General features: G+C 60.3%; 17 protein-coding genes. 10 read left to right on the forward strand and 7 right to left on the reverse strand.

Going from position 1 to position 13,794, the window contains the following annotated elements; all coding sequences use genetic code 11:
- Positions 1–106: 106 nt before the first annotated feature.
- Positions 107–796: a hypothetical protein gene (locus CXY78_RS01445; protein WP_104087709.1), complete on the reverse strand. Its 690-nt coding sequence runs from the start codon at positions 794–796 to the stop codon at positions 107–109.
- Positions 797–1,153: 357 nt separating this feature from the next.
- On the reverse strand, positions 1,154–1,720 hold the full coding sequence (locus tag CXY78_RS01450; RefSeq protein ID WP_104087732.1) for a TetR/AcrR family transcriptional regulator: 567 nt from the start codon (positions 1,718–1,720) through the stop codon (positions 1,154–1,156).
- A 71-nt stretch (positions 1,721–1,791) separates the two neighbouring features.
- On the opposite strand from CXY78_RS01450, the gene CXY78_RS01455 reads away from it, so the two are divergent.
- Complete coding sequence (locus tag CXY78_RS01455) at positions 1,792–2,367, forward strand: dihydrofolate reductase family protein (protein WP_104087733.1); 576 nt, start codon at positions 1,792–1,794, stop codon at positions 2,365–2,367.
- A 176-nt stretch (positions 2,368–2,543) separates the two neighbouring features.
- Here CXY78_RS01455 and CXY78_RS01460 read toward each other — a convergent pair whose 3' ends face one another.
- Complete coding sequence (locus CXY78_RS01460; RefSeq protein WP_104087710.1) at positions 2,544–3,344, reverse strand: MerR family transcriptional regulator; 801 nt, start codon at positions 3,342–3,344, stop codon at positions 2,544–2,546.
- Positions 3,345–3,398: 54 nt separating this feature from the next.
- Here CXY78_RS01460 and CXY78_RS01465 point away from each other — a divergent pair, with 54 nt between their 5' ends.
- Both CXY78_RS01465 and CXY78_RS01470 read left to right on the forward strand, forming a co-directional pair.
- Positions 3,399–4,709 carry an amidohydrolase family protein gene (locus CXY78_RS01465; protein ID WP_104087712.1) on the forward strand — a complete coding sequence of 437 codons (1,311 nt, stop codon included), beginning with the start codon at positions 3,399–3,401 and terminating at the stop codon, positions 4,707–4,709.
- Positions 4,710–4,716: 7 nt separating this feature from the next.
- Positions 4,717–5,076: a hypothetical protein gene (locus CXY78_RS01470; RefSeq protein ID WP_104087713.1), complete on the forward strand. Its 360-nt coding sequence runs from the start codon at positions 4,717–4,719 to the stop codon at positions 5,074–5,076.
- Positions 5,077–5,136: 60 nt separating this feature from the next.
- Here CXY78_RS01470 and CXY78_RS01475 read toward each other — a convergent pair whose 3' ends face one another.
- The 3 genes from CXY78_RS01475 to CXY78_RS01485 form a co-directional block, all read right to left on the reverse strand.
- The gene (locus CXY78_RS01475; protein WP_104087715.1) at positions 5,137–6,063 is read right to left on the reverse strand and encodes a phosphotransferase; all 927 of its coding nucleotides are present in this window, start codon (positions 6,061–6,063) and stop codon (positions 5,137–5,139) included.
- 182 nt (positions 6,064–6,245) lie between these two features.
- Positions 6,246–7,196, reverse strand: coding sequence for a permease prefix domain 1-containing protein (locus CXY78_RS01480; RefSeq protein ID WP_104087716.1), 951 nt, complete (start codon positions 7,194–7,196; stop codon positions 6,246–6,248).
- Position 7,197: 1 nt separating this feature from the next.
- A complete protein-coding gene (locus tag CXY78_RS01485; RefSeq protein WP_104087718.1) occupies positions 7,198–7,536 on the reverse strand; it encodes a PadR family transcriptional regulator in 339 nt (112 codons plus the stop codon).
- A gap of 305 nt (positions 7,537–7,841) precedes the next feature.
- On the opposite strand from CXY78_RS01485, the gene CXY78_RS01490 reads away from it, so the two are divergent.
- From CXY78_RS01490 to CXY78_RS01520, 6 genes are all read left to right on the forward strand, one after another.
- Positions 7,842–8,297, forward strand: coding sequence for an SRPBCC family protein (locus tag CXY78_RS01490; RefSeq protein WP_104087720.1), 456 nt, complete (start codon positions 7,842–7,844; stop codon positions 8,295–8,297).
- Positions 8,298–8,370: 73 nt separating this feature from the next.
- Complete coding sequence (locus CXY78_RS01495; protein ID WP_233206047.1) at positions 8,371–9,072, forward strand: alpha/beta fold hydrolase; 702 nt, start codon at positions 8,371–8,373, stop codon at positions 9,070–9,072.
- A 355-nt stretch (positions 9,073–9,427) separates the two neighbouring features.
- Positions 9,428–10,033 carry a hypothetical protein gene (locus CXY78_RS01500; protein WP_104087722.1) on the forward strand — a complete coding sequence of 202 codons (606 nt, stop codon included), beginning with the start codon at positions 9,428–9,430 and terminating at the stop codon, positions 10,031–10,033.
- 4 nt (positions 10,034–10,037) lie between these two features.
- Positions 10,038–10,388: a hypothetical protein gene (locus CXY78_RS01505; protein WP_104087724.1), complete on the forward strand. Its 351-nt coding sequence runs from the start codon at positions 10,038–10,040 to the stop codon at positions 10,386–10,388.
- Between the two features lie 583 nt (positions 10,389–10,971).
- Positions 10,972–11,172, forward strand: a complete 201-nt coding sequence (locus tag CXY78_RS01515; protein WP_104087726.1) for a transposase — start codon at positions 10,972–10,974, stop codon at positions 11,170–11,172.
- 79 nt (positions 11,173–11,251) lie between these two features.
- Complete coding sequence (locus tag CXY78_RS01520; protein WP_158253243.1) at positions 11,252–11,854, forward strand: DDE-type integrase/transposase/recombinase; 603 nt, start codon at positions 11,252–11,254, stop codon at positions 11,852–11,854.
- Here the strand turns inward: CXY78_RS01520 and CXY78_RS01525 are convergent.
- Positions 11,843–13,242, reverse strand: a protein-coding gene (locus tag CXY78_RS01525; protein ID WP_104087734.1) for an IS3 family transposase whose coding sequence is annotated in 2 segments (ribosomal slippage) — positions 11,843–12,921 and positions 12,921–13,242 — 1,401 coding nt in all. Because the reading frame shifts where the segments join, the coding sequence is not laid out codon by codon here. The two genes, CXY78_RS01520 and CXY78_RS01525, sit on opposite strands and share 12 nt — an antisense overlap.
- A gap of 142 nt (positions 13,243–13,384) precedes the next feature.
- Here CXY78_RS01525 and CXY78_RS01530 point away from each other — a divergent pair.
- Complete coding sequence (locus CXY78_RS01530; protein ID WP_104087729.1) at positions 13,385–13,624, forward strand: hypothetical protein; 240 nt, start codon at positions 13,385–13,387, stop codon at positions 13,622–13,624.
- Positions 13,625–13,794: the final 170 nt, after the last annotated feature.

The following is a 13,794-nucleotide window of genomic DNA, read 5'->3' on the forward strand; positions in this document are numbered from 1 at the left end:
TTATGCAACTCGATTCGACTTTGAGTCTCGCATCGAAAACTGTGTCAATGGCCCTTTGACTTGCGGAACATGCTCGATGGGTTGGCGGCGCCTCAGATGCACACCGTTAGGCCGCGGGCGGATGCGAAGAGAGTGTCTCAAAGGCGATGGTGATGTCAGCGAGGTGCTCGCGGGCGATGACCGCGGTCAAGATCCGATCACTCAGCGCAACGCCGACGCCGTAAACGTGAGGGTCGGTGTCCAGGCGGACCCCGGGGAAGTCGGCACCATCAACTCGGACGGATGCGTGCTCGAGGTCCCCTCTAGTCGCGGGGGAATCGAGCTCGCCCGGGAACCCACCAACCGCACGCTGCTCACGGAAAGTGTTCATCACGACGTAGTTGACGTGATCAACCAGTGTGGACTCCGGGGTCTGCCACCCGTCATTCGACGGACGGGTAGTCATAACCGCCTCCCAGAGCATCGGATAGCGCATCAGCTCGCGTTGCGCCATCATCCAGTCCGGCAGCGGCCGCATCGGCGGTGCGTCGAGCGCCGCAAGTTCCACCGCCGTGAGATCTGCCAGATTGGCCGGATCCGCGTGGTCTCCGGGGACCTGCCAGAACGTGTACGAGAGTGACACCGAATTGAGAAGGGTTGGCTTTCCGTTGATAGACGACCCCGTCGTCGAGACGCTTCGCACCTCCACAGCAGGCTGGGAAACTAACGACATCACTGGCACCCAAAATCCGGCGACCACCTCCGCTATGGTCGGGGGCGCCGGGAAGTCCTCTGGATCACGCTCTGAGAAGTGCATACTCACAACCTACCGACCCATCAACGCGGCAAGCACGCGAAAACCCACTCCGAACCAGCACACGAGGACGCTGTGAAGAACTTCAACGTCGTGCTACAGACCAATCTCCTGGGGTGTTAGGCAGCGCCGAGCATTGGCCTAATCCCCTTATTGAGGTCAGTACGGAGCAGTTTCCTAAGCGTCCCGTAGGGGGTTCCCCTGCGACACAACTGGCGAGCCACCCTGTGACGCGCCAATGCTTCGCAAACCTGTTCCGCTCAAGGTCCGGCTTACGGCACTGTCTTGCGACCTGTCGTCTTTAGTTGTTGCTGACCAGAAGGTTATTAATGCGCGCCCTCCGAAGGCTGAGGCCCGGAATCACTGAAGTATGCGGTCGACGAACTCGTCTATGGCGGCATCGACGGACAATCCGGTGTCGAGTGGCACGGTGAGGTGGTCGAGCATCAGTCCGTCAATGGCGTAGTGGAACAGAGCGATCTCGGTTCGTCCCCCTGGCAGGCCAGAGCCGTCGTTGAAAGCGACGTCCTCCTGGAATGCTCGCTGTCGCCATGCCCCAAGCGCCTTGGCGACAGCAGGACGTCGTGCCGACTCTAGCCGCAGCTCAAATAGGGCGAGAGACACATGCGGGTCAGCGCTGAGTCGCCGCACGATGTCGCGCAGATAGGCGGCGAAGAGCTCCCGGTCGGGAGACTGAGCGCCACCAGAAAGAACGACCTCGGGATCGGGTGTGAGTCGCTCCCCGATGCGGTCAACCAGTGCGGAGACGAGATCGTCGCGGGTCGGGAAGTAATTTGAGGCGGTGCCACGCGGTGTACTGGCCGCGGCGTCGACCGCGCGGTGAGTGAGGCCGCGGGCTCCCTCCTCGGCGAGCACGCGGATCCCTGCGTCGGCGAGAGCGGAGCGTCGTTCGTCGTTGCGAGCCATGTCACCCATGCTAGCCAAACCACGACTCCTGTTGTAGTCTACCCACGACAAATGTCGTGATTGGAGATTCCTTGCGAAACCTCGTCTACTACGTCGCCGTCAGCATCGACGGATACATCGCCGACCCGACAGGCGGGTTCGATGCGTTCCTCGTCGAAGGCGATCACGCGTCAGTGGTATTCGGCGAATACGCGGATGCGCTGCCATCGCATGCGTACGCAGCGCTGGGAATCGAGCCGACGAAAACGCGATTCGACACGGTGCTGATGGGGTGGAACACGCTGACCCCCGCGCTCGATCTCGGTATCGCCAGTCCCTACGCTCATCTGCGGCAGATCGTCGCGAGTCGCCACCCGCGAGACGTCGACCCGGCGATCACCCTAACCGACGATCCGCTCGACACAGTCCGCCGCTTGAAGCAGGAAGACGGTCTGGACGTCTGGCTGTGCGGTGGTGGCGAGCTCGCGGGCACGCTCCTGTCGGAGATCGACCACCTCGTCCTGAAAAGAAACCCCGTCGCCTTCGGCTCCGGCATCCCCATGTTCGGCAATGCCCCCTACGAGCCGCGCGCGTTTACTCTGACCAGAACGCGCTCATTCGAGTCGGGTGTCGTGATCGAGGAGTACGCCTGCCGCGGCAGAGCGTGAGAACCACGAATGCCTGCCTGCGCCCGGGGCATGGGACTCTAAAAGGTAGGAATAGAAGAGCGCCCGCTGAGGGATCCCTGCGGACGATGCCCCGCAGGAGGTTCCGCTTACGGGCAACTCGCCCCGCCAATCGACTTGAGCGGAATCACGTTTCAACGCGCCCGCTGGACGTCCGGCTATCGAGACGAAACTTCGGAAGAAGCTTGTCTCTGCGTTGAGAGACCCTTCTCAGCGAAATCTTTCATGGCAGCAGCCAGCCATTCCGGCAAGTTCGGATCGATGTCAGCCACAAGGTCGCGCTGAAACCCCGGCTCGAGGTACAGGTCCGCGAGGCCTGCGTAGGCCTCTTTCCCCGGAATCCAGGTCTCGCTGATGAGGTCATAGTGGCTTTGAATCAGAGAGGCAGCTTCTGATGATTGAGGTGCATGCCCTTGCCTCATCGTGTCAGTCAGTCTTTCGTACAGGGCTTTGCCTCTTTGCGCAGCTGCTTCATAGTCTCGTTCATTCCATTCGGCGGTGATTTTCTCATGGGAAGTAAACGCCGATTCAATTTGTGGACCGAAGCGTTCGAGGAGTTCGTTCCGAAGCGCTCCTCGCGTTGTCCGTAGGCCTTCAAAGAAGTTCTCTTCACCGATCTGGTCGCCGCCGGCCATCTCGTTCAGGGTGCGATCTAAAGTGGAAAGCAAATGCGTTAGGCGGTCGCGCTCTTCTGCGACAAGGGCCCGATGCGCGGTGAGTACCTCATGTTCCTCAGCTGCATCGTTCCGCGACAGAATGTCTTTAATCGCTGGCAATGACAGCCCGTAATCCCTCAGCAAGAGGATGCGTTGGAGCCGAAAAAGTTGCTCGCGTTCATACCAGCGGTATCCGTTATCGCTGACCCTGCTCGGGTGCAGCAGGCCAAGCTTGTCGTAATGGCGGAGCATCCGTGCGCTAATCCCGGCGAGATTAGCAACCTGGCTGATGGAAAGTGACATGCCAGCAGTTTACGAACTTGACCTTGACACAAGGTCAACTTCTACGGTGGACAGATGAACAGCTTTTCCGTAATTAACGCCAAGATCTTCGACGGACGCAGATCCATCCCGGCCAGGACGATCAGGGTCCAAAACGGGCACATCGCCGAAGTTGGATCCCTGGGAATGAGGGAGTCGGACGCTGGCGTCATCGATGCTCGGGGCGGCACGATTCTGCCCGGACTCATTGACGCGCACGTGCACTTGCTCCCTGGTTCACTTCGTCAAGCGGCGACGTTCGGGGTCACGACGCTCATCGATCAGTTCAGCAAGCCTGACCTCACGGCGTCGGAAGCAACCTTTCGTGCACAGCCGGGATACGCCGACTTTCGGACTTCCAGCATCGGAGCAACAGCGCCCGGGGGCCACCCCACAATGGCCTACTCTCCGTTCCCCTATCTCGAAGGACCAAGCGGCGCAGCCCAGTTTGTAGCGGAACGGGTTTCTGAAGGTGCCACACACATCAAGGTGCTTTACGAAGATGGGTCAACGAGCCCCCACGCGACGCCGGCTTTGAACTTGGCCACGATTCGATCTTTGGTTCGTGCTGCTCACGAGGCGAATCTCATCGTGGTGGCACATGCGACCACTTCGAAGGCAGCGATCGACGTTGTCCGCTGCGGCGTCGATGTCCTTGCTCACGCTCCCTTCGACAAGATTGCTCCAGTGCAGCTTTCCGAGATCGCCCGTAGCGGCGTGAAGGTGATCACAACAATGTCAATTGCTGACGGGTTCCCTGGCGCGGACCGGAAGTTGCCGATCCTGGGGCACCCCGAACTTGCACGGAGGATCGGGGCCGCCTGGACGAAAGTTATCGAGCAGCAAAGTCAACGATGGCTCCCCGACCCATTGCCGGACTTCTCCATAATCGCGGTGAATGTTCGCAACCTCCAGGCCGCCGGCGTGTCACTCCTTGCCGGAACAGACGCCCCGAATCCGGGAACCATCCACGGCGCCAGCATGCACCGCGAGCTACAGCATCTTGTCTCGGCCGGACTCACACCCAGCGAAGCACTCACCGCAGCCACGGGCTCAACAGCAGAGGCCTTCAACCTTCACGACCGCGGCACGATCGCTGTGGGCCAACGTGCAGATCTTCTCCTTGCCACCGGCGACCCAACAGCACAAATCACCGACACACAAAACATCCGTCACGTGTGGGTTCAAGGACACCCAGTCAACCTAGACGGCTACGTCTCAAGCGATGACGAAGCGTCAGGAATCGCCTCACTCCACGCAACAACCGCGAAAATCATGACGGCCATTAGCAAGCTCTGGCCAGAATTCCCCACCAGCGGCACCCGACAAACTGCCCCTACCGAATGAGTGAACAATGATTCCTCCAACCTGGACCGCGGTCCACAGAGACGATGACAACGAACTCCTCGGCTACCTCGCACCCACAGCCGACGACGGACCTCACGTAGTCCCAACTACAGTCTTCGGCTATCACCTCGCCGACCCATCTCACGTCTCGGACGCGGTCGAAGTTCTCGAATCCACCGGTTTGAGCTACCTAGCGGACCGGTGGGAGCTGACCATCGATTCGCACCCTGAACCAATCACTGTCCAAATCGTCGAGGCGAGCCCTGGCTACGTGACCGTTCAGAGCATTGACTACGGCTACGCCGGCGGATACGGAACTCGCTTCACGTTGGAGACACCGACCGATGACTGCCTCCAGCGACGCTAACGATTCGATTTCGGGTCGCTGATCGTGGTCCGCCGCAACCCCGTCCCGTAGGGGGTTCCGCTAACGGGCTCCCGGGCTATCGGAGGTAGGCGCCGAAAACTCTGGGTCGTTGACGATGCGCGCCAAGGTGGTCTGCCCGAGAGTGCTCATCCCTGGGTTCGACTCCCGGTAGTACCACACCAGGCCCATCGCCTGTTGGAACGCCCACGCGGCTCCACGCCACCATTCGAGGTCATCGCAAGGCAGCTCGCCACGGACGAGCGCTCGTCTCTCGTCATCGAGCAGGTGCCACGCGGCGACAAGATCGAGTGACGGGTCGGCCGGAGCGAACCCACCGCCGTCCAGGACGCCAACCAGTCGGTCGCCCTCGACGAGGAGATTGCTCGGAGTCAAATCGCCGTGAGTCATCACCTCGCGGCCAGAAGGCGGCAAACTCCGAAACTCCATCCAGAGAATGCGTAGCCGATCGACGGGAAGCAACCCGGCGCTTTCTCGGAAACAGAGTTCCATCCACTCGTCGGAGTCCTTCAGATCTCCGCCGCGACCAGAGCCCGCGAAGTGGCGTCCCTTGGTTGCCGCGGCGCGAAGCGAATGCACGAGGTTGGTGAGGTCATGGGCGAACATGTTGGAGTGCGCTAAACCTTTGGGCGTTGCCACGGCCCCGTGTAGCCACGTCTGTACAGACCATGGCAGGGGGAAGCCGTAACCCGGATTGCCTACGACCATGGGCACCGGAGTCGGGACCGGACAACACGTCGCCAGCTCGCGCATTGCTGAGGCTTCTCGGTTGAGTTCGGAGGTCATATCAGCTGGCGCAGCGCAGCGCAGCGGGAATCGTGCCGTGAAGTCGGCACCGATTCGAAAGATGGCGTTCACCGTGCCGTCCGTCACGATGCGACGGACGGGTTCAAGGCGCCATTCGGGAAACTGGTCTGATATCAGCCGGCGAGCTACTTGCTCGTCAATGTGCAACTCGTCGTCGTGCATATCCATTCAAGCTACGCTAACGGATTTGAGCGATTGTCCCGCAGGGGGTTCCTCCTACGGCCCGGACTTGCCACCTCGTCCGGCATAGTGTTTCCGCTGCTCAATCGTGGTGCTTCGCAGACACCAAGAACCGATTTCTGCTGGTCATTGAGAAGCAGGTGATCCGGTGGGCGGGCAGCTGGTTAGCGGTTGGTCGAGTTGGCCGTCCCGCGCCAACCGATGGCGATGCTCCAGCTCGCGAAGCCGACCGTCGCAAGTCCGGCTACCAGAGCAAGGACTCGCACGATGTCCATGCTCGCGCCAGCATCTATGGCGGCCAGGACCAATTCTGGATTGATCAGCTCACCCCGTCCAAGGAGCGTGGCGATGAGACTTATGAACAAGATAGCCAAAATGGTGTTTACAATCGCCATGCGGGCGGTCCACCGGTCGACGGTCAAGATCCTAACCGCCAACACTGCTTGTGCCGCTATCAAGGTGAACAGGCCGCTGATCGCCCAGGGCCACAGATCGGGGTTGAGGATCGCGATCGGTTCGGCGTCCAGCCGCGCAAAGCCGGCGAAGCTATCCCAGCACACCGCTACCGCCAAGAGAGTAAGGCCGGCGAGCGAGGCAACGGAGCTGGCGCGGTCGACATTGCTACGTGGATAATCCCGCAGGCGATCCACATTCCAGCGACCTCTGGTGGTCGCGCCGAGGCGCTCCAGGACGGCGAAGAGGACGGTCACCCAGAATGCGACATGCACTGCGACAGAGAGACCCATGGTGACACCGGCGGCGATGATCTCACCGATGGAATCGTTCGAGAAGGATTCCACCAGGGCGGCACCGATGAAGGTGATCGGCGGAACAGTTGCGAGAAGGATCCCGAGTAGCCGCAGCCAGGTGAGGTAGTGCCGTGGGCCGATGAGGTGCAGTGACCGGTCGGCGTAGCCGGCGGCGAGGAGTGCGGGGTCGCCGAGCTCGGTCAACACCGTACGTTCGGCATCCGCTCGTTCTATGCCTTGTTCGACTCGCGCGTCGATTGCGTCGGCGATGGAGCCTTCGAGCTCGTCCCGAACGTCACTCTCCGATGCTGCGCCGAGGTTCTTCGTCGTCGCGGTGATGTAGCGCTGGGTGAGTGTGGTGGTCATATCAGTTCTCCGATGCGGTGAGGGACGCGATCGCGGTGGAGAGCGATCGCCATTCGGCAGTGAGGGTTGTGGCGAGAAGGGTGCCGGCGTCGGAGGTGCGATAGAACTTCCGTGGTCTGGCCTCGTCGGTGTTCCATTCGCTGGTGAGGTAGCCCTGCTTTTCGAGCCGGCGTAACAGCGGATAGAGCGTGTTGGCATCCGTGGTGAAACCGCGCTGGGCGAGCTCCTCGAGGAGCTTGTAGCCGTAGCCCGGGGTCTGAAGGATCTGCAAGCAGGCGAGCACCACGGTTCCCCGGCGCACCTCCTGCAGGTGGGTGTCAAGGGATACGCGATCGGTCATGCCACTCACGTTACTGTGTGACGCACACTATTGTCAATCATGCTCGCCAGCGCATCGCCGGTGCACCGTCCCGGTTAGCGTTGCGCATTCGGCATTAGAGCGGGAAGTCGATCGAGTGACCAGAGAGCCCAATTGATGTGCGGACACGGCGTGCAGTGGTTCGGTCAGGCGTAGCTCTCCGGGCGCGTTCGGTGTCTGCTTGATGAGGGTAAGCCTGGCCCCGTCTGACGTGCCCCTAGGCTGTGACTTGGGGCAGGAGCATCCTTTCTTGAGGAATTTCTACGGGCCAGAGCACGGGGCGAATCATGGAATACATCGGAAGTCGCGTCATCAACGCATCGAGGGCGACGATTGCGAACATTCTCGCCGATATTCGCCGCCTGCCGGAATGGAATCCCGCGATACTTTCTGTCACAGCCGGCGATCCGGTTGCGCTGATTGGCAATCATTATCCGATTCGAGCCAAACTGCCTGGTTCACCCACGATCACTTACGAACAGGTGTCTACGGATTGCGTCGTCTGGCGCCTAGACGGACGACAGGCGTATGAAACAGGGACCTGGAAACTCGTTTCAATTGCTGATCACAAGACCGAGGTAACCCACACCATCACTCACAGCGGAGCAATCTTTCGCATGCTTGCCGGTGCCTTTCGGACTGTGCCCGGCCTGAGGCTCGATCGTTTGCAGCACCGAGCAGAATACGCTCAGGAGCGCACCAGATCACGGGACGTGAACGATCGTCCCGACGTTTCGGGTTGATTGCTTCAACGGCCTTCATGCGAGCAGGTACACCGTGCATGTAAGTGAATTCGGCCCCTCAGACGGACCTCCGGTGCTTCTGTTACACGGTGGCGGAGTAGCAGGATGGATGTGGACCTCGCTTCGACGAACCCTCGAAGCGACGTACAAAGTAGTCGTGCCCGATCTTCCGGGCCACGGTCACAGTGCCGATAAGCCGTACCAATCACACACCGAGACAGTAAACGCTCTCAGCCAGATACTGGTGCGTGGCGGTTCGAATCCCACGGCAGTCATCGGATTCTCCTTGGGCGCACAGCTCGCCATCGAACTTGCATCGAAGTACCCCGAACTCGTCGATCGCGTGATGGTAGTCAGCGCCCAAGCCAAAGCGATGCCCTTTCCCGGACTCACCCTTCGCGCACTCGGGGCCGCTGCACCCTTGGCGCGAAATCGCAGGTTCGCCCGACTTCAGGCCCGGGAGTTGTTTGTACCGGCAGAGTTGATGGAAGAGTACATCGATACGAGTGCTCACATCACCAAAACCACGTTGCTCGCCGCAGTCGGTGACAACATGCGATTCGTGTTACCGGCAACGTGGTCAGAGTTTCACGGTCAAGCATTCGTAATGATCGGCAGCCGGGAGCGCGCCCTGATGCGTGACTCCGCCAAGATCATTCACGCGGCTCTGCCTAGCAGCGACATGGAAATTGTCCCTGGCCGTGGCCATGGAATACCAATGGAATGCCCAGACTGGTTCAACCCTCGCGTTGCCGCTTGGCTTGCACTGCAGTAACTGCATCCAATGCACAGAATCGTGCTCCCGACCGCTTCTTCGTCGCGGACCACTAACCGTGGGGCCGCAGAACAGCATCGCTAAGAGACGGGGTCGCGTCCCTGTCCCGTAGCGGGTTCGCCGTGCGGGAACCCCTTGAAGTCGATGTCTGGCTTTATATCGTTCTCCGGGAGTACCGTAGAAAAGCACTCCGTTCAGCGTTCTTCGAACACAGTTCACCGACCTCACGGCGACCTCCAAAACGATGACTTGCACCCGAGTGGTGTCAAGAGTGCGACCTTCGCAAGCATCTTGGCGAGAAGCACGACGAAGAGTGGAATATCAGTACGTCAATTTAACACGGGAGGATTAAATCATGATGACAGCAGTGATTCGGATGAAGTCGGCGCTTCTGGCCCTGACCATGTTTGGGGCAATTGCCGGGCTGGTCGCCTCGCCGCTGGTCCCGACCCAACCAGCGTCTGCAGCAGATGGATCGACGATTGTTGGTACCGAAACGGACGCCGATGGACGAAACATCATTCTTCGGCAAGGTACCTACGACGGGGCCGTCGGTTTCGGCTGGACCAAGATTCAGGAGCGACACAACATCCACAGCAAAAACTCGATCGGATACGTACTCAAAGCACCAAATGGAGGAACAGCACAGGGAGAAGACCGCCTCTACGTCGCCTATGCGAATGAGATCACTTGCGATTCAGCATGCGAGGTGACAGATTCACGCGAGGTCAGGGTCGTCAACAAAGCGGCTGGCCGCGAGAGCTACTACGGCGTGGTTCTCAGCGGAGGAGAGGTCGGCATCACGACCGCGTATTGCGTCAACCCCGACGGGGCTCTGGCTTGCCCGTCCTGGGTCGACCGCGCGATAGGAGTTAACAAGCCGATGGCGTCTGGGACAACTGCTGCAACCCCGCAGAAATCTACAGTCTGGTCTTACAGCCCGATGATGACAGAAAAGTGAATAAATGACAGTCAACGCGGCCAAGTTCGTTGAGGCTATCCGAGTGAAACTCGGAGAGAGCCCGTCGATCGCCCCAGAGAAGGAGTGGGTCGCGGGCGGAGTGACGAAGGACGGTGACGCGGTCGTCCTCTACCGCACGATAAGCGGTGGTCCTGTGTTGGGTCGACGCTGGAATCTACAGCAGTTCGCTCCCCTCTTCGGTACGGAGGACGCTCATGTGCTTGCTGGCGCCGCCTACACGAGTGAGATCGCCGAACCCGAGGGTCCCACTGTGCGCCTTGACGTAACGTGGGCCGCCGGATTAGTCGACAGTCCAAGCGAGGTGCTCTGGGTTGGGGAAATGCCAGACGCGTAGGTCCTCCCCTGGACCTGCTCCGCGGGCCGGGAATCGACGGCGAGGCGGGCTTGGGTGCGACATCTTCAGCCTGAATCCACCGGTCAGCCCCTGAACGAATCCTGATTTCGGTTTGGTGCTATTTCGGCGTTTCGGGCGCCGGTATGGTCCGGTTTTTACAGCCCGGGGTGTTCCACTGGTGTTCCTGTTGATGCTGGTGTCGGCTGGTTGGTCAGGTAGGGGCGGGTTGTTTGGGGCGGAAGGTCTGGTTGAACAGGGCCGTTCAGGATTTCTCCTAAGGCCAGTGCTCAGGCAGGTGCAGAGTGATGCGCCGTGCGGAGGATGAGATCCTGGCGGGGGCACTGACGAATTTCCGGCGGATCGTTGCGGTGGTCGCTTGTGCGAGAACGGTTCTCGCGTGGCGAGTAGCGCTTGCGGGGAGGCCCCCGCTACTGGCCGAATGAGTACCGGAGTGAACCGTCCCTGATTTCCTGCTGCTTTCTTTCTGGTGCAAGGGTTCGGATATGCCTAAGAAACACCCAACAGAGGTTCGTGAACGAGCGGTCCGTATGACCCTTGATCGTTTGAAGGATTACCCATCGATGTGGGCGGCCTGCCGCGACCTAGCCCCAAGCTCAACATCGGCGCCGAGACGCTCCGAAAATGGGTCACCCAGGCGCAGGCCGACGCCGGCGAACGCACCGGGCCCCCGAGCGAGGAGCTCGAGGAAATCAAACGCTTGAAGCGCGAAAACCGTGACCTGCGCGAGACGAATGACATCCTCAAAGCAGCGGCGTCTTTCTAAAGTTCAGGGAGCTCGACCCTCGCAACCGTCCATAGTCGCTTTCATCGTCCAGATGAAGGCGAACGGCCATGGAGTCGAGTTGACGTGTGGCGTCCTGCGCGAGCAGGGCGTCACGGTCACTTCACGGTCATTTCGGGCATGGAAGACTCGCGCTGCCGCGGCGCGAGTTCAGAGCGACGCGGCACTCATCGACTCGCTGAAAGCATTGAAAGTGCGAGATGTGTACGGGCGTCAGCAGCCCGAGATTCTCTACGGGCGACGGAAGATGACGGCATGGCTCCGCCGGGGCGAGTTCATTGACGTCTCCAAGCACACGGTCGACCGGTTGATGCGTCTCGAGGGCATGAACGGCCTCGTCCGGGGCCGTAAGCCCCGGGCGTCGGCGGCGACGGGCACGGAATCGGCGCGAGCTCCCGACTTACTCAAACGCAACTTCAGTGCGCCTCGCCCAAACCACTCCTGGGTCACGGACTTCAGCTATGTCCCAACCTGGGGCGGCTTCGTCTACGTAGCCTTCGCGATCGACTTGCACTCTCGTGCGATCGTAGGCTGGCATGCGTCAACGGTCAAAGACACACCGTTCGTTGAGATCTGTTTGAATATGGCGCTCTGGCGTCGCGACCATGCCGGCCACGCGGAATTTGTCAAGGCGAATGAGGCCAGTGGGAGTTTAGGCGGCTAGTTCGAGCCCGTCATTCTCGGTGGGTTTGTCGGCGGGTTTGTTGATCCATGCCGTCGCGGGAATGGACAGAATCTTTGGTGCTTGGCTGGTGCTGAATCGCTCGGGGAAGCGTGCTCGGGCCGCGTCCAGCGTCGCTGCTCGTTCGATGGCCTTCGCCTCGGCGAGGCCGTAGTGCACGTCGGCTGGCGTATTGAGGCCGATCCCGGAATGGCGATGCTCGTGGTTGTATCCATCGACGAACGAGGCCATGAACGTCTTCGCGTCGGCGAGGGAGCCGAAGCGTTCGGGAAACGTCGGAGCGAATTTGAGGGTCTTGAACCACGCCTCGCTGTAGGGATTGTCGTTACTCACGCGCGGCCTCGAATGCGACTTGGTGACCTCCAGATCCGACAACAATGCCGCGACGGTCTTGGACGTCATCGACGTGCCGCGGTCGGCGTGAACGACCTGCGGGACGCCGTGAATACCGAAGATTTCCTTCATCATCTCCACCGCCAGCTCGCCCGATTCCGACGCGTGAACATATGCGCCGACGATGTACCGGGAGTAAATATCGATCATCATGTAGGCATCGAAGTACTTCCCCTTGACCGGGCCAGCGAGTTTCGTAATATCCCAGCTGAGTACCTGGCCTGGGGCCGTGGCGATCAATTCGGGGATCGCCCGTGCCGGGTGGTGTGCCAGGCGGCGGCGGTCCTTGACCTGCAGATTCTCATTCAACACCCGATACATCGTTGAAATGGAGCACAAGTACGTGCCCGCGTCGAGCAGCTGCGCGTAGATCTGGATCGGCGGCAGATCCACGAACGAGTCCGAATTGACGACGTCGAGAATCTGCCGGCGGTCGGCATCATCGATCCTGTTCGCCGGGATCGGCGCCGGCCGGGCCACCGGGATGCGCGGTTTCCTGGTGGCGGTCGCTCGGGGTATACCGACCAGGTCAGCCGCGACGCGAGTCGAGATTCCTCGGCTGGCCAGTTCGCGGTAGGCGGTCACTACGGCTTCGTATGCGGTGTTTCGTCCCGCGAGCTCTTCGAAAGACTTTCGAGTAGCTCGTGCATTTTTGACATGATCTCCAACGCCACCCCCGTCGTCTCGAGGCGCTGCTCGGTCTTGCTCAGCTGGCGACGCAACCGGGCGATTTCCGCTTGCTCCGGCGTTAACCGGCCAATTTTCTCGCCAGGTTTCTTCCCCGCGAGAACACCGGCGTCACGCAGCTTGCGCCACTCCGTGATCTGCGAGGAGTACAACCCTTCAGTGCGCAGATACGCGCCACCCTCGTGGTCCTTGATCGCCGCATCATACGCAGCCAAATGGGCAAGCTTCTGCGCTGGGCTGAACGACCTTCTCGAGGTCGGACCACCAGCTCGCGGTCCGGAACTACTCATATAACTATCGTCGCGCACGGCGATCAAAGACGGGCTGGACATGGAGATGATTCCTGATTCTCGCCCTACGTCAAACGGCGGACTTGCTCTTAGCTACTGGCCTCAACCAACCCTGACACGTAGGGACGCCGTACGGCCCGGTTTGATACATCACAGCGATGCCGGATCTCAATACACATCGATTAAATTCACCGAGACTGTCGCTCTGGAAGGCCTCGTCGCCTCGATCGGAACCATCGGCGACGCCTACGATAACGCGGCCACGGAGACGGTCATGGGACTTTACAAGAACGAGGCCGTGGCGAAGAACTCACCCTTCGTGACAGGACCGTTGAAGACCCTCGCAGACGTTGAGAAACTCACCTTCGACTGGCTGGACTGATACAACAATCGGCGCCTGCACAGTGCGCGCGGAAACATGCCGCCCAAAGAATATGAACGCAACTACCACGCTGAAACAAACGGCCCGATAAATATCGAAGCCGCCAACACTAAGAATGGTTGGTGGGTGCCGGGGTTGTTGTCTGACTCGCTTTGCCAACTGACCATTCG

It is taken from the genome of Cryobacterium sp. N19 (assembly GCF_002929595.1).
Classification (GTDB): domain Bacteria; phylum Actinomycetota; class Actinomycetes; order Actinomycetales; family Microbacteriaceae; genus Cryobacterium; species Cryobacterium flavum.